23 protein-coding genes are annotated in these 19,032 nt (G+C 64.3%); 13 read left to right on the top strand and 10 right to left on the bottom strand.

Features of this window, described 5'->3' with window-relative positions:
* Positions 1-408: 408 nt before the first annotated feature.
* Both AB6802_RS08990 and AB6802_RS08985 read left to right on the top strand, forming a co-directional pair.
* Positions 409-501, top strand: a complete 93-nt coding sequence (locus tag AB6802_RS08990) for a lasso RiPP family leader peptide-containing protein (protein ID WP_371009711.1) — start codon at positions 409-411, stop codon at positions 499-501.
* Between the two features lie 53 nt (positions 502-554).
* The gene (locus AB6802_RS08985) at positions 555-656 is read left to right on the top strand and encodes a putative RiPP precursor (protein WP_371009709.1); all 102 of its coding nucleotides are present in this window, start codon (positions 555-557) and stop codon (positions 654-656) included.
* Between the two features lie 114 nt (positions 657-770).
* Here the strand turns inward: AB6802_RS08985 and AB6802_RS08980 are convergent, their stop codons facing one another.
* From AB6802_RS08980 to AB6802_RS08950, 7 genes are all read right to left on the bottom strand, one after another.
* On the bottom strand, positions 771-1,952 hold the full coding sequence (locus tag AB6802_RS08980) for a hypothetical protein (protein ID WP_371009708.1): 1,182 nt from the start codon (positions 1,950-1,952) through the stop codon (positions 771-773).
* A gap of 213 nt (positions 1,953-2,165) precedes the next feature.
* On the bottom strand, positions 2,166-2,942 hold the full coding sequence (gene xth / locus AB6802_RS08975) for an exodeoxyribonuclease III (RefSeq protein WP_371009707.1): 777 nt from the start codon (positions 2,940-2,942) through the stop codon (positions 2,166-2,168).
* Positions 2,943-3,202: 260 nt separating this feature from the next.
* Positions 3,203-3,841 (bottom strand): alpha/beta family hydrolase, encoded by a 639-nt coding sequence (locus AB6802_RS08970; protein ID WP_371009706.1) that lies wholly within the window; start codon positions 3,839-3,841, stop codon positions 3,203-3,205.
* Between the two features lie 210 nt (positions 3,842-4,051).
* Positions 4,052-5,176 (bottom strand): tetratricopeptide repeat protein, encoded by a 1,125-nt coding sequence (locus AB6802_RS08965; protein WP_371009704.1) that lies wholly within the window; start codon positions 5,174-5,176, stop codon positions 4,052-4,054.
* Positions 5,177-5,186: 10 nt separating this feature from the next.
* On the bottom strand, positions 5,187-6,095 hold the full coding sequence (locus tag AB6802_RS08960; RefSeq protein WP_371009703.1) for a Ku protein: 909 nt from the start codon (positions 6,093-6,095) through the stop codon (positions 5,187-5,189).
* 267 nt (positions 6,096-6,362) lie between these two features.
* The gene (gene zapE / locus AB6802_RS08955) at positions 6,363-7,559 is read right to left on the bottom strand and encodes a cell division protein ZapE (RefSeq protein WP_371009969.1); all 1,197 of its coding nucleotides are present in this window, start codon (positions 7,557-7,559) and stop codon (positions 6,363-6,365) included.
* A 98-nt stretch (positions 7,560-7,657) separates the two neighbouring features.
* Complete coding sequence (locus AB6802_RS08950) at positions 7,658-8,203, bottom strand: protease inhibitor Inh/omp19 family protein (RefSeq protein WP_371009968.1); 546 nt, start codon at positions 8,201-8,203, stop codon at positions 7,658-7,660.
* Here AB6802_RS08950 and AB6802_RS08945 point away from each other — a divergent pair.
* Positions 8,202-8,342: a hypothetical protein gene (locus AB6802_RS08945; RefSeq protein WP_371009978.1), complete on the top strand. Its 141-nt coding sequence runs from the start codon at positions 8,202-8,204 to the stop codon at positions 8,340-8,342. The two genes, AB6802_RS08950 and AB6802_RS08945, sit on opposite strands and share 2 nt — an antisense overlap.
* 72 nt (positions 8,343-8,414) lie before the next feature.
* On the opposite strand, the gene AB6802_RS08940 is transcribed toward AB6802_RS08945, so the two are convergent.
* A complete protein-coding gene (locus AB6802_RS08940; protein ID WP_371009702.1) occupies positions 8,415-8,852 on the bottom strand; it encodes a VOC family protein in 438 nt (145 codons plus the stop codon).
* Between the two features lie 158 nt (positions 8,853-9,010).
* Between AB6802_RS08940 and AB6802_RS08935 the strand changes: the two genes are divergently transcribed.
* The 10 genes from AB6802_RS08935 (at position 9,011) to AB6802_RS08890 (ending at position 17,304) form a co-directional block, all read left to right on the top strand.
* Positions 9,011-9,256: a hypothetical protein gene (locus tag AB6802_RS08935; protein ID WP_371009701.1), complete on the top strand. Its 246-nt coding sequence runs from the start codon at positions 9,011-9,013 to the stop codon at positions 9,254-9,256.
* A gap of 74 nt (positions 9,257-9,330) precedes the next feature.
* The gene (locus AB6802_RS08930; RefSeq protein WP_371009699.1) at positions 9,331-10,344 is read left to right on the top strand and encodes an MBL fold metallo-hydrolase; all 1,014 of its coding nucleotides are present in this window, start codon (positions 9,331-9,333) and stop codon (positions 10,342-10,344) included.
* A 75-nt stretch (positions 10,345-10,419) separates the two neighbouring features.
* Positions 10,420-10,989, top strand: coding sequence for a hypothetical protein (locus AB6802_RS08925; protein ID WP_371009698.1), 570 nt, complete (start codon positions 10,420-10,422; stop codon positions 10,987-10,989).
* Between the two features lie 93 nt (positions 10,990-11,082).
* Positions 11,083-11,244, top strand: a complete 162-nt coding sequence (locus tag AB6802_RS08920) for a DUF1328 domain-containing protein (protein WP_371009696.1) — start codon at positions 11,083-11,085, stop codon at positions 11,242-11,244.
* A gap of 155 nt (positions 11,245-11,399) precedes the next feature.
* The gene (dapF, locus tag AB6802_RS08915) at positions 11,400-12,284 is read left to right on the top strand and encodes a diaminopimelate epimerase (protein WP_371009694.1); all 885 of its coding nucleotides are present in this window, start codon (positions 11,400-11,402) and stop codon (positions 12,282-12,284) included.
* Complete coding sequence (gene mtaB, locus AB6802_RS08910; protein ID WP_371009692.1) at positions 12,284-13,609, top strand: tRNA (N(6)-L-threonylcarbamoyladenosine(37)-C(2))-methylthiotransferase MtaB; 1,326 nt, start codon at positions 12,284-12,286, stop codon at positions 13,607-13,609. The genes dapF and mtaB overlap by 1 nt, the downstream gene beginning before the upstream one ends.
* Before the next feature lie 13 nt (positions 13,610-13,622).
* Positions 13,623-15,317 (top strand): signal recognition particle-docking protein FtsY, encoded by a 1,695-nt coding sequence (ftsY, locus tag AB6802_RS08905; RefSeq protein WP_371009691.1) that lies wholly within the window; start codon positions 13,623-13,625, stop codon positions 15,315-15,317.
* A gap of 63 nt (positions 15,318-15,380) precedes the next feature.
* Positions 15,381-16,040: a septation protein A gene (locus tag AB6802_RS08900; RefSeq protein ID WP_371009690.1), complete on the top strand. Its 660-nt coding sequence runs from the start codon at positions 15,381-15,383 to the stop codon at positions 16,038-16,040.
* Positions 16,041-16,116: 76 nt separating this feature from the next.
* On the top strand, positions 16,117-16,737 hold the full coding sequence (locus tag AB6802_RS08895) for a pyridoxamine 5'-phosphate oxidase family protein (protein ID WP_371009689.1): 621 nt from the start codon (positions 16,117-16,119) through the stop codon (positions 16,735-16,737).
* A gap of 36 nt (positions 16,738-16,773) precedes the next feature.
* On the top strand, positions 16,774-17,304 hold the full coding sequence (locus AB6802_RS08890; RefSeq protein WP_371009688.1) for an NADPH-dependent FMN reductase: 531 nt from the start codon (positions 16,774-16,776) through the stop codon (positions 17,302-17,304).
* Positions 17,305-17,536: 232 nt separating this feature from the next.
* Here the strand turns inward: AB6802_RS08890 and AB6802_RS08885 are convergent, their stop codons facing one another.
* The gene (locus tag AB6802_RS08885) at positions 17,537-17,743 is read right to left on the bottom strand and encodes a 4-oxalocrotonate tautomerase family protein (protein WP_127280266.1); all 207 of its coding nucleotides are present in this window, start codon (positions 17,741-17,743) and stop codon (positions 17,537-17,539) included.
* A gap of 162 nt (positions 17,744-17,905) precedes the next feature.
* Positions 17,906-18,826: an SMP-30/gluconolactonase/LRE family protein gene (locus tag AB6802_RS08880; protein WP_371009687.1), complete on the bottom strand. Its 921-nt coding sequence runs from the start codon at positions 18,824-18,826 to the stop codon at positions 17,906-17,908.
* Positions 18,827-19,032 lie beyond the last annotated feature (206 nt).

Raw genomic sequence — 19,032 nt, 5'->3', positions numbered from 1 at the left:
AGCAATCGCTGCGGTAGGGCGAGCGGTTAAACGCTCGTTGCGGCGTCAGCCAATCGGCAATTTTACCCATTTCCAGTATGAATTTTCACGGAGGACCAAGCATGAAGAAAACCTACGAAAAGCCGGTTTTTGTCCGCAAGGGCAAGCTTTCCGAGGTCGTGGCGGTCGCTTCGCCGATCCCAGGCTGACCGGACAAAACTTCCACCTGATGGTGACTGATTTTCAGCCGGCCCGGTGTTTTGCCGTGGCCGGTTGAATGCTTTGAGTTGCCAATTCGGCGGCGGCTGATTCAATGCCAACCGTGACGGCATCCCCGTTGAGGATGTGGTTCTTGCGGGGTATGGCGCGCGTTGATACCATTCGCCCACATGATCCGGCTTTGACGCTGGAAATTCGGGGATAGCGGTGATGAAGAAAAACTACCAAAAGCCGACGCTGACCAAGAAGGGCAAGCTCTCGGCGATCACCGCCAACGGCAATGGCTCCAACCTCCAGATCTGATCTGGTCTTACCTGCGCGTTCTCTGGCAAGCGCATATGAAGAAGAGGCGGGCGATGAAGAAGTCCTACGAGAAGCCAACCCTGGTCAAGAAAGACAGGCTTTCGGCGGTCACGGCTACCGTCAACGGCGCGTCCGCAGGCAACAACGCTCCTTGATCGCTACGCGGTAGGACGGTTCAGCGACACGCCGCTGCATCGCTTGTTTTCACGCAATCGCGGACGGACGGTTACCGCGAGTTGTCGCGTCGTTAGCGCTTTGCTGGAACTGCTTCAGAGCGCCAGCACCAGATCGTCGAGGACGGCCTGCCAGTGATGCTTCGTGGAGATGCGCACGCGCGTCACCGCCTTCAGCATCGGCGCATAGTGCACCGGCGCCAGCGCCGACAGGACGATCTCATCCTTGGCCAGCGGCTCGTCGCCCAGCCAGCTTTCGATCAAAGCCACCTCGCCTTCCGATCTCAGCCAGGCCGCGCTCAGCATCACCGAATGAAAGCCGAAGGGCGCTGCGCGGCGGAACTCCGCCGGATGACCGCTGCTTGTATAGGCGATGTAGGCGCCCGAGACGTTGCCGTTCGCATAGCCTTCGCTGTTTGCGGTGTGGTCGCGCGACATGGCGTTGAGGTTTTGCCAGTCGAGCCCGGCATGGCCGGACGGCACCTTGGCGAGGCCGCGCGTGGTTATGTCGTCGAAGCCGATGGTCGTGAGCGCTGCTTCCGGCGCCAGCGCGCCAGGCCTGATGCGACCGAGATCGACCGGATAGGCTGGGAGCTTGAGCCGCCGGTCGAGCCCGCCGCCGGCAATGACGATTTCGTCGGCAGCGGCCGCGAGCGGCAGGCGAAAGGCAGCGTCGGGGGGCAAGATGCGGCTGTCGAGCAATTGGCCTGCGTGCATCGTCGACAGCGTGGCCCCGACCTCCGTCCTGCCGCTCACCGTCCGCCCGGGCGCCAGGCCAACCGGACTCGGCAGGCCTTCGCCGGCGAGACCGGTCAGGGATGCGGACGCTTCCGCCAGGTGTATCGACTGGTTGTCATTGCCGCCGCTGGCGCGCCATCCCGGCGGCACCGAGACCGAGAAACGATAGGCGCCGGGCGCGCGGATCGCGGCGCTGCGCCGTTCGACCGACATCGGGAAATTGGCGAAGCCGGCGGCATTGCTGCGCGCCGCGGCGAGGAAGGCGCCGCGCTCGTCATAGAGCCGCACCACGATGCCGGCGATCGGCCGATCGGCCGGGCCGTAGGCTCCATCGCCATCGACATCCATGAAGACGAAGGACGAGAAGTTGAGCTTTCCGGAGATCGGGCTCCAGTTGGTGCGGGGCGGGTAATCCCCAGCGGGATTCGGATTGCCGCGCGCCTTGCGGCGTTTGCGGCGCCGGATGAGCGCAAGGGCGATGAGGGCAGCAGCGCCGGCGAGGACGAGGATCGCGATGAGGAGGACGAGGGCGTCAGCCATGGTGGGGCGGCGAAGGCCGGAGATACTCGCTCGACACCATTAAGCCGCCCCCTCTGACTTTCTCCGCAGACTAGCGTCAGACTTCCTCGCTGCAAGTCATGTCTCTGCAAGAAAGCCCAAATTGAGATGCTGGCGGGACAGCGCCCCCCTCTGTCCTGCCGGACAGAGGGGGGCGCGAAGGATCGCCGACGTTCGTGAATTTGGGCGTTGAAATCAGGTCGCCAGCTCCACCCAGACCGGCGCGTGGTCGCTGGGGTTTTCCCCTCCCCGAACCTCGCGGTCTATCCCGGCCGCCTTCAGCTTGCGCGCCAGCTTCTTCGACAACAGGACGTGGTCGAGCCTGAGGCCGGCGTCGCGCGGCCAGCGGTTGCGGCGATAATCCCAGAAGGTGTAAAGCCGCTCCTCCTTCGGAAAGACTTTGCGTAGCGCGTCCGTCCAACCCTGCTCGATCAATGCGGCGAAGGCGGCGCGGCTCTCAGGCTGCACCAGCGCGTTGTCGTCATAAGAGCGGGTCTGGTAGATGTCGCGCGGCTCGGGCACGATGTTGAAGTCGCCGGCCAGCGCCACCGGCAGGCCGGTGTCGAGAAGCTCGGCCGCGTGCGCGGCGAAGCGCTCGTGCCAGGCGAGCTTGTAGTCGAATTTCGGCCCCGGTTGCGGGTTGCCGTTGGGCGCGTAGAGACAGGCGATGATGACGCCATCGACGGCAGCCTCGATGTAGCGCGCCTGGCGGTCGGCGTCGTCGCCGGGCAGCGCATCGCGCGTCAGCACCGGCTCGGCGCCCTTTGCCAGGATGGCGACCCCGTTCCAGGTCGGCTCGCCCTTCCACACCGCGCCATAACCAGCCTTGGCGAGCGCGGTCAGCGGGAACTGCGTGTCGCGCGATTTCAGCTCCTGCAGGCAGACGACGTCTGGCCTGGCGGCGGCGAGCCAGGCGAGCAGGTTTTCCAGCCGGCTGTTGATGTTGTTTATGTTGAAGGTGGCGAGTTTCATCGGTTCATCAGAACAAGAAGCTGAGACCTCTCGCAAGGGGCGGACGGCAGGCCCTGGCCACCATTTTCAGCGTCGGCGCTGCCCCTCATCCGCCTGCCGGCACCTTCTCCCCGTAAACGGGGAGAAGAGGATCCGGCAGCAACCTCACCGCTTTTCCTGGAACGCTGGCCATTGGCGAAGGCGGCGACGACAGCCCCTTAGCCCCGTTTACGGGGAGAAGATGGCGGCAGCCAGATGAGGGGCGGCGCCGACCTCGCAGGCTAAGGCTGCGCCATCCGCGCCTTTATCGTCTCCGCCACGATTTTCAGATGATCCGCTGTCGAAAAGCCCGAGATCGCCTTGCGCGGCTTCAAATCGTGATCGCCGTCCTCAAGCCAGACCACCTCGATAGCGGGAGAAAGCCCGTAGGTCGCGACCTCTTCCTTCGTGCCGAATTCGTCGCGCGTGCCTTGAAAAATCAGCGTCGGCGTCTTGAGGTCGATGAGGTGCTTCGTGCGCAATTGCTCGGGCTTGGCCGGCGGATGGAACGGATAGCCGAGGCAGACGAGGCCAATAATCTCGCCCTTGGCGAACATCTCGTCGGCGACCATCGAGGCGACGCGCCCGCCCATCGACTTGCCGCCGATGACGAGCTTGCCGGTCACGCCTTTGGCGCGCAGATCGGCGATCGCTTTGACATATTCCGGGCTCACCGTCTCGGCACGCGGCGGCGGCTTGCGCTGGCCGTAGCGGCGCGCGGCCATGTAGTGGAATTCGAAACGCGCGACCTGGAAGCCGGCAGCGGCGAGCGCCTTGGCGGTGGCGGTCATCGATGGCGAATCCATCGACGCGCCGGCGCCGTGGGCAAGCAGGATGGTGACGGGGGCGGTGTCGTCGCCGTCGAAGAGGAAGCTAGTCATGGGTGCTCTAACCTCCCCTTCTCCCCTTGTGGCAGAAGGTGGCCGAGCGAAGCTCGAACGGATGAGGGGTGCTCCAGCTTGGCGGACACGCCCATTGATGTACCGGCACGCGACAAGATCACCAGCGCCTCATTCCTTCACTCACCCCTCATCCGTCTCGGCGCTGCGCGCCGATCCACCTTCTCCCACAAGGGGAGAAGGAAAAGGCGCTCACCCCGCCGTGCGCGCCATGTGCAGATCGACGAACTGTATCCCCTTTTGCGCCAGCCGCGCCCATTCGGACTCCGCATCCAGTTCCAAATAGCGCGCCCACAGGCGGCGGGCTTCGTTGAGGTTTCCGGCGTCGAATTCCAGCCGGGCCAGGTTGAACACCGGGTCGGCATAGGCTTTGTCGAGCGCGATCGCCTTTTGCAGGTGCCTGCGTGCCGAGGCCGCCTTGCCCTCGTCGCTCATCAGGCCGGCGAGGTTGAACCAGGCTTCGACGAAGCCCGGATCGAGTTTTATGGCGCGCGCATAGTCGTGTGCGGCTTCCGCCACGCGGCCGGATCCGCGGAGGCAGTTGGCGCGGTTGAAGGCGGCGATGGCGTCCTTCGGGTCGATCGCCAGGCAGCGCTGGTAAACGGCGGCGGCTTCCTCGTGACGCCCCTCCTCTTCCGCGCTTTCGGCTTCCGCGAAAAGCTCCTCCAGCGTGTCGTCTTCCGGTGAACCGAGATCGAACAGCAACTGGCCGTCGAGTTCACTTGTCCCATCGTCGAGATAGATGACGTCCGGGCGGCCGTGCTGGGAGCCGAGATTGAGCGACTTGGCGGTGAGCGAAGCGACCGGGCCTGAGCGGTGCACGGAGCGCGCGATGGCGCCCCAGGAGGCGCCACTGGCGATCAGCCCGGCATATTTCCTGGCCAGGATCAGGTCGCGGAACGAATAGGGCTCGCCGTCATGCTCGAAGGCGTCGAACAGCGACAACAGGTCGAGATCGGCGCCGGCGAGCCGCGACTGGTCGATCAGCGATTGCCGGGACAGCGAGGACGCGTCGGGCGCCTTCATCAGGCCGAGCAGGCGCAGGAAACCGTTCTCGCTGCTGAGCGTTCGGCCCGCTTCACGCTCGGCCTTTGCGCGGCGCTCGATCTCGGCGTCGCCGGTTTTCGAAAGCGCCGACTTGGCAAGCAGCGCGCGGCCGAACACGACATGCGAGGTGCGCCGCGTGACGCCGCGCCTGAGCTCGGCATGGCGGCGCTCGACCTCGCGCGCGGCGAGCCGCAGCGGAAAGGCGGCCAGCGCGCCGACGACGCCATAAACGGCGCCGGGGACGATGACTGGCCCGGTACTTCCCGTCACTTGCTACCTGTCACTTCTTGCTCTTGCCGACCGCCTTGAGCAGGTTCGCCTTCAGCGGATTCTCCGGCGCGCCGCCGGCAGCCGCCTTCTTGGCTGGCTTGGCGGGCGCTTCCTCGGCCTTGCTCTTCGACTTCGCCGGGGGCTTGGCCTGCTGCGACAGGCTCGCCTTCAGCGCATCCATCAGGTTGATGACATTGCCGCGCTCCGGTGCCGCCGCGATGATCGGCTTGTGGCCCTTGAGCTTCTCGCGGATCATCGCCATCAACGCCACTTCGTAGCGATCCTCGTAATTCTTCGGATCGAAGTGGGTTTCCTTCTGCTTGATCAGCGCCTCGGCCAGCTGCAGCATTTCGGCATCCGGCTTGCCGGCCGGGATGTTGCCGAAATATTCAGCCGTGCCGCGCACTTCGTTGGGATTCCTCAAGGTGCAGACGAACATGCCGTTCTCGCGCGCGCCGATCGTCACGATGCGCTCGCGGCTGGACAGCACCAGACGCGCGATGGCGACCTTGCCGGATTTGCGCATCGCCTCGCGCAACACCGCGAAGGTCTCCTCGGCCATCGCGCCGTCGGGCGCCATGTAATAGGGCGCGTCCTGGTAGATGACGTCGACCTCGCTCTCGTCGACGAAGGCCTCGATGTTCATCGTGTGGTTGGATTCAATGCGCACCGCGTCGAGGTCGCTATCATCGATGATGATGTACTGCTTGTCCTCGTACTCATAGCCCTTGACCAGGTCCGCGCGCTCGACCAGGCCGAGCTCTGGGTCGACCGGCTTCATATTGATGCGGTTGTGGGTCTTCTTGTGCAGCTGGTTGAACGAAATACGCTCGCTCGCGCTGGTGGCCGGATAAAGCCGGACCGGACAGCTGACGAGGCTGAGCTTGAGATAACCCTTCCAACTTGCCCTGGGCGCCATGATGAACTCCTACGCGGCCACGCACTTGCATCTTTGTTGGAGCATGATCTTACCCGAAAACCGGTTCCCACTTTTCGGGATCATGCTCTTTGCAGCGCTTCATCCGCAAGGACGATCGGCGCCGTGGAAATCCTACACAGACCCCTCACGATAAAGGCAAATCCCTAGCGAAATGTTTTTAGCGGTCGCCGCGAGGTTGGGGGCAGAATAATTCAAATTGTAGCAAGCGTCGATGGAGACGAGATGACGGCCGGCTCCAGGGCAAGCTCACGCCTGCCGCATCTTCTCGACCGTCCCCTCGCCCTTTTGCCGTTCAGCCCAGTCGTCCAGCCAGTCGCGGCTTTGCATTTCGACCAGGCGCGAAGCGGTGCGCTCAAACTCAAAAACCTCGTTGCCGCGCTTGGCGGTGTAGAGTCCTTCAGGCGGTGCCGCCGCGCTCACCACCAGGCGCATGTGGTGGTCGTAGAGCGTGTCGATCAGCAGGATGAAGCGTTTGGCTTCGTTGCGCTTGCCTTCGCCCAGCACCGGCACATGGTCGATGAAGACGGTGGAGAAACGGCCGGCGATCGCCAGATAGTCGCGCGCGCCGAGCGGCTTTTCGCAGAGATCGGCGAAGGTGAACCGCGCGGCGTCACCGGCGGCGCGTGGCACGACGAGATGGCGGCCTTTCAGCGTCAGCGTCACCTCACTTGCCGGTCTGCCATGCGTCATCGCCTTCCAGGCCTCGTCCAGCGCGTGATCGGCCGCGGCGTCGTCCGGCGTGACATAGACCGGCTGGCGGTTGAGCTTGTCCTGGCGGTAGTCCTTTTGCGCATCGAGCGTCATCACCTGCGCATTGCGCTCGAGCAGTGAGATGAAGGGCAGGAAGAGCTGGCGGTTCAGCCCGTCGCGATAGAGGTTTTCGGGCGCGACGTTGGACGTGGCGACCAGCACGACGCCTGCGGCAAACAGCGCCGAGAACAGCCGCGACAGGATCATCGCGTCGGCGATGTCGGTGACGGAAAACTCGTCGAAGCACAGCACCCAGGCTTCCTCGGCCAAGGCGCGGGCCACCGGCGGGATCGGATCGTCTTCCTTGGCGGTGCCGTCCTTGCGCGCCTGCCGGTGCTTCTGGATACGGTCCTGCACATCGGCCATGAAGTCGTTGAAATGGACGCGGCGCTTGCGCCTGACCGGCAACAGCTCGAAGAAGAAGTCCATCAGCATGGTCTTGCCGCGACCGACGCCGCCATGGATGTAGAGGCCCTTGACCGGCTCGCGCGACGGCCGCTTGGCCGCGAACAGCCAGCCCAGCGCGCTCGATTTTTGCGCCAGCCTCTTGGAGGCGATCTCCTCGGTCAGCCGGTCGAGCGCGGCAACGATGCGTTCCTGCGCCGGATCGCGCTCGACGGCGGCGCTTTGAACCAGATGGTCGTAACGCTGCCTGACGGTCGCATGGGTCTGGAGGCCGTCACGCAGATGCATAGGTCCGGTCATTTGCTTTTGAGCGGAACGCTCGAGGAGGGCCAGGGCGGGTCGATATTCAGGTCAGGCCGACCCACCCGAATATCGGCATACCCTGCTTACCTTGTAAGCGAGATCGGCTGGCCGTTGGAAGTCTGGCCGTCGAACTTTTCGCCGCCCGAGGAATAGAGCTTGGCCAGCGTGCCGCCATTCTCATCGTAGAGGGTCAGCTGCTTGCCGGCGACGTTCCACGACTTGATGCCGTCCATCGGCGCCGGGCAGTGCAGCGGACCGGCGCGGTAGCCGGCGCCGAACTTGGTCTGCGGCGTCGCCACCTTGCAGCTCTGTCCGGCGACATTGACGCTCCACACGCCGGCGACGCTGGCCGCGGTGAGATCGGTGGCGCCGGCGGGCGCCGTGCCATCGGCCGGCAGCGAGGCCACCTGCGTGTTCTTCGGCGCGGTCGGGAATTGCGACGGATCGGTGGTGCCGGGCGATGCCGGCGGCGGCAGCTGATTCTGCGTCACCGTGCCGGCCGGAGCGGGGTTAAGCGGCGCCGGCTGCTGGTCGTCCATCGACGAAAAGCGCGAGGTCGTGCAACCGCTGGCAACAAGCGCGGCCAGCGATACGGCCAACAGGGTGCTCCGCGAAAAGGGGCGGGTCATGGAAAAATTCATTCAAACCTCCGTCGGATCCGGCCGGGGGGAGCCCATCCGCGTAATCTTCGCCCTCACCAAGACGGCGAAGGTGGCAGAATTTCAACCTGATATGGTTAAAATAGGGTTTTCGAAGCCGCTGTTGTAAATTTGTCGCAGCAATCGGGTCGCACCGGAGCGGCGGCGCAAAAACGCCGCCTAAAGGCTTGAAATACCAATATTAAATCCGGGTGCTCGGCACGAAAACATAGCCATCCGGGCCGACAATGTAGCATTCGCGCAGGCCGTGCGGCTTGTCGATCGCGCCTGCAAGCACGACGTGGCCGGCGCTTGCCGCCTTTTTCTCGATTTGATCCGGGTCGGCGCCGTAGAGTCTGAGCTCGATTCCGGCGCCGCGCGCCTCGGCGCCGTTGACGATGCCGGTCAGCGGGTTGTCGAGATAGGAATGGTCGGCATGCAGCATGAATATCGAGCCCAGCAGCTCGATGGCGGCGAAATCCTCGTCGGCATAGATAATGTGAGCGCCAAGCACGTCGCGGCAAAAAGCCTCCATCGCCGCCATGTCGGTGACGAGAAGGTTGACGCCGACCCCAAGCGGCAGCGAGCGGCCGAAATCCTCGGCCTTCATCCAGGGTGTCTTGGTTCGCTTCATCGCCATAATGGAATGCTCCCCTCGCCGATTTCTAGGCCGAAACCGGGCTTCGCCCTTGGCATTCGCCAGCAAATTGCTTGCGCCAGGCGGATAGGCCTTGCGCTTTGATTAGAATATAGGAATATTATCCTTGGATGGGGCGATTTCAGAAAATGGAGATCGCAATGGTTAGGCGCAACAGGCCCAAACACTTATCGGGCCCGGATTTGGAGCGGTTTCTGCAAGCGGCGGAAGGGATGCATCGCAGTATCGTCAGTCCACTGATATCGCCGCAATGCGACCACTATCGCTCGATGCAGGCATTGCATGAGAGGCTGCTGCGTACGGTGCGGGAGGTTACGGGGAAAGAAGTGGAGTTCATCCGCTGGCACGCGACGGGGACGGTGAAGCCGGCCACCGATCCAGCCTGAGACAGATCGGGCTGGCGTTGGCCCGACCGCATCCGCATATATCGCCGGAGCGACAGAAGCTGCCGGGAGAAAAAATGGCCGCAGGACCAAAAGGCGCCAACCGCTATTACGGCGGCCCGGCGAGCGACCATTTCGACGGCAGCCTTTTCTTCAACCCCGGCGGCAAGCCGCCGGGGCGTTTCATCGATCTCCTGCGATGGCAGTTCAGCGGCAACAGGGCGAAATGGCCGGCCGCCTGGCCGAGCCCCTACCCGCCGGCGAAGCCGGACGGCCGCGTCGAAGGCGACGCGCTGCGGCTCACCATGGTCGGCCATGCCTCGCTGCTCATCCAGACCGCCGGGCTGAACATCCTGACCGATCCGGTGTGGTCTGAGCGTACCTCGCCCTTCAGCTTTGCCGGGCCGAAGCGGGTCAATGCACCGGGGATCGCCTTTGGGGACTTGCCGCCGATCGATATCGTGCTGGTCAGCCACAACCACTACGACCATCTCGATCTCGCGACGCTGAAGCGGCTGAAAGAGAGCCACGATCCGCTGATGATCACGCCGCTCGGCAACGACGCCATCATCGGTCGCGCGGCGCCGGGCATGCGGCTGTCGGTGCATGATTGGGGTGATCGGGTCGACGTTGGCAGCGGCGCCGCCATCCATATCGAGCCGGCGCATCATTGGTCGGCGCGCGGCGGACGCGACCGCCGCATGGCGCTGTGGGCGGGCTTCGTCATCGAAACAGCTGACAGCAAGGTCTATTTCGCCGGCGACACCGGCTTCCACGATGGCATCAACTACCGGCTGATGGCCGACAAGCATGGCGGCTTCCGCCTCGCCATCCTGCCGATCGGCGCCTATGAGCCGCGCTGGTTCATGGCGCCGCAGCATCAGAACCCTGAAGAAGCCGTGCAAGGCATGACGCTGTGTAACGCGGCGCATGCCGCCGGCTGCCATTGGGGCACGTTCCATCTCACCGACGAGCCGATCGACGAGCCCGCTATGAAGCTGGCCGAGGCGCTCGCCGCCGAAGGCCTCCCCGAGACGTGTTTTCGCGCCATGCGGCCTGGCGAAGTGTGGGACGTGCCGAACACGCTTTAGCAACGATCCAAGCGGGTTTACCCGGCCGGCTTTTTCGAAGACGATGCCGATGTGTCGTCTTCTGGAGGAAAGCTTATGAAGTCCCTTGCCGCGAGCCTGGCTGCGCTGATCATCTCGATCTCGACTGCCGCTTACGCAGGCGAAATCGCCGACAAGGCCGCCGAAGCCGAGAAGGCGCTGCAGTCAAATGACGGCGTGGGCGCGCTGACGAAATTCCGCGACGCCGAGGAGGCGTTGTGGAAGGCAATGCCGCTCGAAGTGATGAACGTGAAGCACATTACCGCCGCCAGCGGCTTCGGCATCTACAATGAGCGCCCGAACCATATCTACAAGCCCGGCGAGGAGATCGTGCTCTACATGGAGCCGGCCGGCTATGGCTACGGTTCCGACGGGCTCGGCAACAACCAGATCGCGCTTTATGTCGACCTCACCGTGCTGAGCGACGCCGGCGAAAAGCTCGGCACTTTCGAGAAACTCGGCCGCATCCAGCTCGCATCGCGCTCGCACAACCGCGAGATGTTCTTCAAGCTCAACGTGTCGCTGGATGGAGTTCCGCCCGGCAAATACCGCGCCGACTTCCTCATGCACGATGAGAACTCGCAAAAGACGGCGCCGTTCACGACCGACTTCGAGATCGCGCAATAGAGTCGGCAGGGAATCGACCTCGCGACGGAACCAGCGCGCAACGAGCGCGTTTCCTAAGCCACTGCAAACAAAGTGGATTTGCGAGGTTTTTCCATGATCAAATGGATCGTCATCCTGTTGATTGTCGCTGCCGCGGCGAGCCTTCTCGGCATGCCGGCGCTGGCGGGCGCGGCCGCCACCGGCGCGCGCGTCCTGATCGGCATCGTGCTCATCATCTTCCTGCTGATCGTGCTCGGGGTCTTTGCGGTAACTTAGGCGCGACCACTCGGTCGTCGCTGGGCGCGACCACTTGGTCGTCGCCTGGGCGCGATCACTTTGGTCGTGGCAGGCGCCGTCGCCCCCTTAGCCAGACTGGTAATTCCTGCTCGTTTCCGCCATATAGCGCCAAACGGAATGGAATGACCGGTTAGATGGCAGGCAGCGTCCCCTTCGCCAAGATGAACGGCATCGGCAACGAGATCATCGTTGCCGATATGCGCGGCCGCGCCGACAAGGTCACGGCCCCCGCTGCGATCGCGCTCAATGCCGACGCGGCGACGAAGTTCGACCAGATCATGGCGATCCACGAGTCGCGGACGCCCGGTACCGCCTATTATATCGACATCCTGAATTCGGATGGCTCCGGCGCGCAGGCCTGCGGCAACGGCATGCGCTGCGTCGTGCAGGCGCTGGCTTCCGAGACCGGGCAGAAGGACTTCACCTTCGAGACCCGCGCCGGCATTCTCAACGCGCATGAACATGCCGATGGCCTGATCTCGGTCGACATGGGCACGCCCCGCTTCGGCTGGCAGGACATCCCGCTGGCGGAAGAGTTTCGCGATACCCGTATGATCGAACTGCAGATCGGCCCGATCGACGCGCCGGTGCTGCATTCGCCCTCCGCTCTGTCGATGGGCAATCCGCATGCGATCTTCTGGGTCGACGATGACGTCTGGTCCTATGAGCTCGACCGCTTCGGCCCGCTGCTCGAGAACCACCCGATCTTTCCCGAGCGCGCCAACATCACCATCGCCCAGGTCACCTCGCCTTCAACGATGATCATCCGCACCTGGGAGCGCGGCGCCGGCCTGACCAAGGCCTGCGGCTCGGCGGCTTGCGCGGCGGTGGTTGCCGCGGCGCGGACCAAGCGCACCGGCCGCAACGTCTCGCTGATGACGCCCGGCGGCGGCGAGCTCAAGGTCGAATGGCGCGACGACGATCACGTCATCCTGACCGGTGCGGCCGAATGGGAATTTTCCGGCAGCTTCGACCCCTCGACCGGCGCCTGGGCCCGCGACACCGAAAGCGCTGCCTGATGTCGGCCCTTGAAAAAGGCGCGGCCCAAGCCTCCACCGGCAAGGGCATCGACGTCGTCACCTTCGGCTGCCGCCTCAACACCTATGAATCGGAAGTGATGCGCCGCGAGGCCGAGAGCGCCGGGCTCGGCGCGCTGCAAGGCGGCGCCGTCATCTTCAACACCTGCGCCGTCACGGCCGAAGCGGTGCGCCAGGCCAAGCAGGCAATCCGCAAGGCGCGCCGCGAGAACCCTGAGGCGCGCATCATCGTCACCGGCTGCGCGGCGCAGACCGAGCCGCAGAATTTCGTCGCCATGGACGAGGTCGACCTCGTGCTCGGCAATGAGGAGAAGCTCAAGGCCAATTCCTATCGCGCGCTGCCCGATTTCGGCGTCAACGACACCGAGAAGGCGCGCGTCAACGACATCTTTTCGGTGCGCGAGACGGCGGGCCATATGGTCGACGCGATCGAAGGCCGGGCGCGCGCCTTTGTGCAGGTGCAAAATGGCTGCGACCATCGCTGCACCTTCTGCATCATCCCCTATGGACGCGGCAATTCGCGCTCGGTGCCGATGGGCGCCGTGGTCGAGCAGGTCAAGCGGCTGGCCGGCAATGGCTATGCCGAGATCGTGCTTTCCGGCGTCGACATGACAAGCTTTGGCGCCGACCTGCCGGGCGCGCCGAAACTGGGCAAACTGGTGAAGACCATTCTCAAACAAGTGCCCGACGTAAAGCGGCTCAGACTGTCCTCGATCGATTCCATCGAGGCCGACGACGATCTGCTCGACTCGATTGCCACCGAGCCCCGGCTGATGCCGCATCTGCATTTGTCGCTGCAGTCGGGTGACGACATGATCCTGAAGCGCATGAAGCGCCGGCACAGCAGAGACCAGTCGATCCGCTTCTGCGAGGATGTGCGCAAGCTGCGCCCTGGCATCGTCTTCGGCGCCGACATCATCGCCGGCTTCCCGACCGAGACCGATGCGATGTTCGAGAACTCCGAGAAGATCGTCGAGGAATGCGGGCTGACGCATCTCCACGTCTTCCCGTTCAGCCCGCGCGAAGGCACACCCGCCGCGCGCATGCCGCAGGTTCGCCGCGAGGTGGTCAAGCAGCGCGCCGCCAGGCTGCGCGCCGCCGGTGAAGCCGCCTATCGCCGTCACCTGACCTCGCTTGCCGGAACCCGGCAATCGATCCTGATCGAGCGTGACGGGCTTGGCCGCACCGAAGGGTTTACGGTGGCCGCGCTGGCCGCGGGACAACCGGGCGAGATCGTCGACGCCGTGATCACCGGCCATGACGGCGCCCGGCTGATGGCGGCGCCTTTCGCCGCGCAAGCCGCCTGAGACAGCAGAGAGCATGGCTGGTTTTTTCAAGAAGATATTTTCGTTCGGCAAGAAAGAGGTCGTCGAGGAGCGCGTCGACGAGACCGCGCCGCTGCCGCCGATCAAATGGGATGCGCTGGAGGCGCTGAAGCCGGACGCTGCCGAGGCGGCCACGGGCGTTCCGGCGCGCGACGAGCAGCAGGCTGTGGCAGAGGCCGCGCGGGCGCTCGAACCTGCCGTCGAGATCGCCCCTGCCCCAGAGGAGCCGAAGCCGACCATTCCGCCAGCGCCGGAGCCGATCGTTCCCGCCGAGCCGGAACCGTTGCCAGCGCCCGCGCCTGAAGAAGAGCCGCAACCCGCGCCCGTGACGCCGGAACCGCCGGCGCCCGAGGAAGTGCCGGAGCCAGAACCCGAGCCTGAACCGCAACCTGCTCCGGAGCCGGAGCCCGCGCCGCAGGAGGTGCCTGCACCCGCGCCGTCCCAGCCGGAAATCGAGCCTTCGCGGCCTGAGCCGCAGCCTGAGCCGGCGCCTGTCGAAGTGCCGGCGTCGCCGAGCGAGGTTCCCGCCGAGACGCCGGCGCCGATCGAGGTTCCGCCTGTCGCGCCCCCTTCTGTTGAGCCAACCTCAGAGGTCGGCGCTGCCCCTCATCCGCCTGCCGGCACCTTCTCCCCGTATAGTGACGGGGAGAAGGTAGAAGTTCCCGCGCCCGCGCCTCCTTCACCTGAGCCGCCCTCCTCTGCCGGCAAAGTGACGGTGGCCAAAAAAGTCGAGCAGAAGGCTGAGCCGGTCAAAACGCCGGAAGCAGTGGTTCGGCGCTCCTGGTTCCAGCGCATGCGCGACGGGCTTGCGCGCTCCTCGCGCGAGCTCAGCGGCAACATCGCCGGCGTCTTCACCAAGCGCAAGCTGGACGAAGAGACGCTGCAGGACCTGGAAGACGTGCTGATCCGCGCCGATCTCGGCGTCGAGACGGCGCTGCGCGTCACGGATTCGCTGGCTTCCAGCCGCTATGGCAAGGATGTCTCGGATGCCGAGGTTCGCGCCGTGATGGCGGCGGAGGTGGAGAAGGTGCTGACCCCGGTGGCAAAACCGCTGGAGCTCGACCTCAGCCACAAGCCGCACGTCATCCTGGTGGTCGGCGTCAACGGCACCGGCAAGACCACCACCATCGGCAAATTGGCGGCCAAGCTCACCGATGGCGGGCTCAAGGTGATGCTGGCGGCCGGCGACACGTTCCGCGCCGCCGCGATCGAACAGCTCAAGATCTGGGGCGAGCGCACCAAATCGCCCGTTATCGCCTCCAAGATCGGCGCCGATGCCGCCGGTCTTGCCTATGACGCGTTCGAACGGGCAAAAGAAGCCGGCTCCGACGTGCTGATCATCGACACCGCCGGGCGCCTGCAGAACAAGACCGAGCTGATGGCGGAGCTGGAAAAGATCGTGCGTGTGCTGGGCAAGCTCGACCCGGAAGCGCCGCACACCGTGCTGCAGACGGTCGACGCCACCACTGGGCAGAATGCGCTGAACCAGGTCGAGATCTTCCGCAATGTGGCCGGCGTCAACGGGCTGGTGATGACCAAGCTGGACGGCACGGCGCGCGGCGGTATTCTGGTGGCGATCGCGGCCAAGCACAAACTGCCGGTCTATTTCATCGGCGTCGGCGAGCAGGTCGACGACCTCGAACCGTTTTCGGCGAGCGAATTCGCCAGGGCAATCGCCGGCGTGGCCTGAAACAAGGCATGATCTCTTGAAACGGCCTGCATTTTGGCCAGATCATGCGCAAGAAGGACTTTTATGAACATCCTCGAACGCGACCCGTCAGACCCACGCCGCAAGCCGATCAATCCCGGTGTGAAGTTCCTGCTCGAGCTCGGACCCGGCCTGGTGTTCTTCTTCGCCACCATCCGCGGCGAGTGGCTGGCCGAGAAGTTCCCGGTGCTCACCCATCTCGGCGAGCCGATCCTGATCGCCACCGCCTTCTTCATGGTCGCGACCGCGCTTTCGCTCAGCGTCTCCTGGCTGCTGATGCGCAGCCTGCCGCTGATGCCGCTGGTCTCGGCTGTCGTCGTGTTCGGCTTCGGCGCGCTGGCGCTTTATCTGCAGGACAAGACCTTCGCCTTCATGAAGCCGACCATCATCAATTCGCTGTTTGGCGTCACGCTGCTCGGCGGGCTCGCCTTCGGCCGGTCGCTGCTCGGCTACGTCTTCGATTCCGCCTTCCAGCTCGATGCCGAGGGCTGGCGCAAGCTGAGCTTCCGCTGGGGGCTGTTCTTCCTGTTCCTGGCCGTGCTCAACGAAGTCATGTGGCGCAACTTCTCGGAAGCGACCTGGCTATATTTCAAGGTCTGGGGCACGATCCCGATCACGCTGCTGTTCACCTTCAGTCAGATGCCGCTGATCATGCGCCACTCGCTCGAGGACAAGACGGCCAAGGAAGAACAGGCCGGCAAATAGAGCATGATGCCGAAAGGCGTAAGGCGGTTTTCGGACGACATCATGCTCTATCTGTATGGGGCAGTCAGGGGGACGCATGGAATTCCTCGCCACGCATGACGAGCTGAGGACGATCTACAAGACGCCCCGGCCGACCGACGGCTCGATCCGCAAGGAACTCAACTTCCTCGACGGCCATTGCCGGTCCTTCATCGGCAAAAGCCCGTTCGTGCTGATCGGCTCCTCCGATGGCGTCGGCAACGCCGACGTGACCCCGAAAGGCGACCGCCCGGGCTTCGCTTGTATCCTCGACAACAATACCATCGCCATTCCCGACCGCCCCGGCAACAACCGGCTGGACACGCTGGAAAACATCCTGCGCAACCCGTCGGTCGGGCTGCTGTTCCTCATTCCGGGCATGAACGAGACGCTGCGCGTCAACGGCGACGCGCGCATCACGGTCGACCCGGTGTTACGCGAACGCCTGGCTGTCGACGGCAAGGAGCCGCTCAGCGTCATCGTGGTGGCGGTCAAGGCCGCCTATATGCACTGCGCCAAGGCCTTCATGCGCTCAGACCTGTGGAAGCCGGAAACCTGGTACGACCGAGCAACGCTGCCGACGCTCGGCCAGATCATCCGCGACCAGCTGGCGCTGGCCGAAAGCGCCGGCGAGATCGACCGCGAACTGGACGAGGATTACCAGAAGACCTTGTGGTAGCTTTTCCGGACGACTCAAATTCGTTCGGCCCTTCCCTTGCTACACATCCTCGCCATCTCCGGCAGCCTGCGCGCCGCCTCGACCAATTCGGCGCTGCTCGCGGCTTTGGCCGCCGGCGCGCCCGAGATCTGCCGCGTCACCGTCTATGGCGGCCTCGGCCGGCTGCCGATCTTCAACCCGGATGACGAGGGCGAGCGCACGCCGGCGGAAGCCCAGTTCCTGATCGAGGCCGTCACCCAGGCCGATGGCGTCATCGTCTCCTGCCCGGAATATGCGCATGGCGTTCCCGGCGGCATGAAGAACGCGCTCGACTGGCTGGTGTCGCGCGATGCCGCCGTCGGCAAGCCGGCCATGCTGGTGCACGCCTCGGCGCGGTCGCTCTATGCGCGCGCCGCACTTGCCGAGATCATGCGCACCATGTCGTTCGCGCTCTACGAGGAAACGGTGGAGATCGCGCTGCTGGGTAAGAAGGCTGCGGAGATGGAGGTGATCCTGGACGAGGATGCGAACCGGCAGGCGATGCGCGATGCGGTGGAAGGTTTCGCGGGGTTTATTCGCTCACGCTAGCGCTGACCTGCTCAGCTTGCGATCCTTCGCGCCCCCCTCTGCCCTGCCGGGCATCTCCCCCACGAGGGGGGAGATTGGCAGTTCGGGCGCCGGCGCGCTTCCTGCAACGTCGGCGATTGGCGAAAGCGATTGGCGACATCTGATCTCCCCCCTTGTGGGGGAGATGTCCGGCAGGACAGAGGGGGGCGCTGTCCCGCCGACCTCTCACAGCATTCGCACGGAGGCGTACGCCCTACCCCTTCCGCAGCGTCTCGACATCGGTCTTGCCGACATACCAGTCGCGGGCGTTGACTTCCTCGAACACCACCCAGACGTCGTCATTGCCCAGCCCGGTGGCGTCCATGATGGCGGCGGTGACCTTCCTGGCGATGTCAGCCTTCTTGCCGGCCGGATCGGCGGCGATCACTTCCTTGACGATGCGGATGTTGACGAATGGCATGATGCCCTCCCCTTGAGTTCTGCCGGTTGGCGTCGGTCGACGGCCTGGCTATTCGCTCCGGCGAAGCGGATGCAGGCGGTGGCGGGACCGGCAGCGCCGCTGGCGCTACGGGAATGCGCAGGAAGACCAACAAAGCCCGCCGAAAAAGCGCCCGCAGCAGCGTCAATAGGTCTTGGCTCCGTTCACTGCCAGCCACACCGAATAGAGCGAAGTGGTGCCGGCGATGTAGAGGCGGTTGAGCTTCGGGCCGCCGAAGACGCAATTGGCGGTCACCTCCGGCACCTTGACCTTGCCGATCAGCGTGCCGTCCGGATCGTAGCAATGGATGCCGTCGAAGGCGCTGGTCCAGATGCGCCCATCGGAATCGAGCCTGAAACCGTCGAACAGGCCGGCGGTGCAGTCGGCAAAAACCTTGCCGCCGGAAACCTTCTTGCCGTGCTTGCCGACGTTGAAGACGCGCATATGCGCCGGGTTCTTCTCGCCATGCGTGCGGCCGGTGTCGACGACATAGAGCAGGCTTTCGTCGAGCGAGAAGGCGAGCCCGTTCGGCCGCACCATGTCGGTGATGACGGCCTCGACATCGCCGGTCTCCGGATCGACGCGATAGACATAGCAGGCACCGATCTCGCTTTCGGATTTGTCGCCTTCATAGTCGCTGTCGATGCCGTAGCTCGGGTCGGTGAACCAGATCGAGCCGTCGGAACGCACGACGACATCGTTGGGCGAGTTGAACCGCTTGCCCTTCCAGTTTGCGGCAATCGTGGTGATGGACCCGTCATGCTCGGTGCGGCTGACGCGGCGGTTGCCGTGCTCGCAGGATACCAGCCTGCCCTGCCGGTCGACGGTGTTGCCGTTGGAATTGCCCGACGGCTGGCGAAAGACGCTGACGCTGCCGTCGGTCTCGTCGAAGCGCAGCATGCGGTTGTTGGGGATGTCGGACCACACGACATAGCGGCCGGCGGCGAACCAGGCCGGGCCTTCCGCCCAGCGGCATCCGGTGAACAGCTTTTCCACGTGAGCGCTGCCGTTGAACAGGCGCGCGAAACGCGGATCGAGAACTTCGTAATAGTCTGCGGCCGCCATGCATTTCCTCCCGGCATCGGTGACGGGGGATCAAGCCAGCCCGCAATCGATCTGGCAAGACGCCACACCGCAATTTGTATGACAAGACGGATGAGAACCACATGAAGCCGCGCTAATGTCCATGTTGCGTCAGGTGCATGGCGTGTTAGCCCTGCATTAACCCGCTATGCACTGGATGCAATGGTGCATTGCAACATCTTTCTTTT

Source organism: Mesorhizobium sp. RCC_202, assembly GCF_041355295.1.
Lineage (GTDB): Bacteria > Pseudomonadota > Alphaproteobacteria > Rhizobiales > Rhizobiaceae > Mesorhizobium.
Note: the sequence above shows the minus strand (reverse complement) of the source record. Positions and strands in the feature narration are given on the sequence as shown.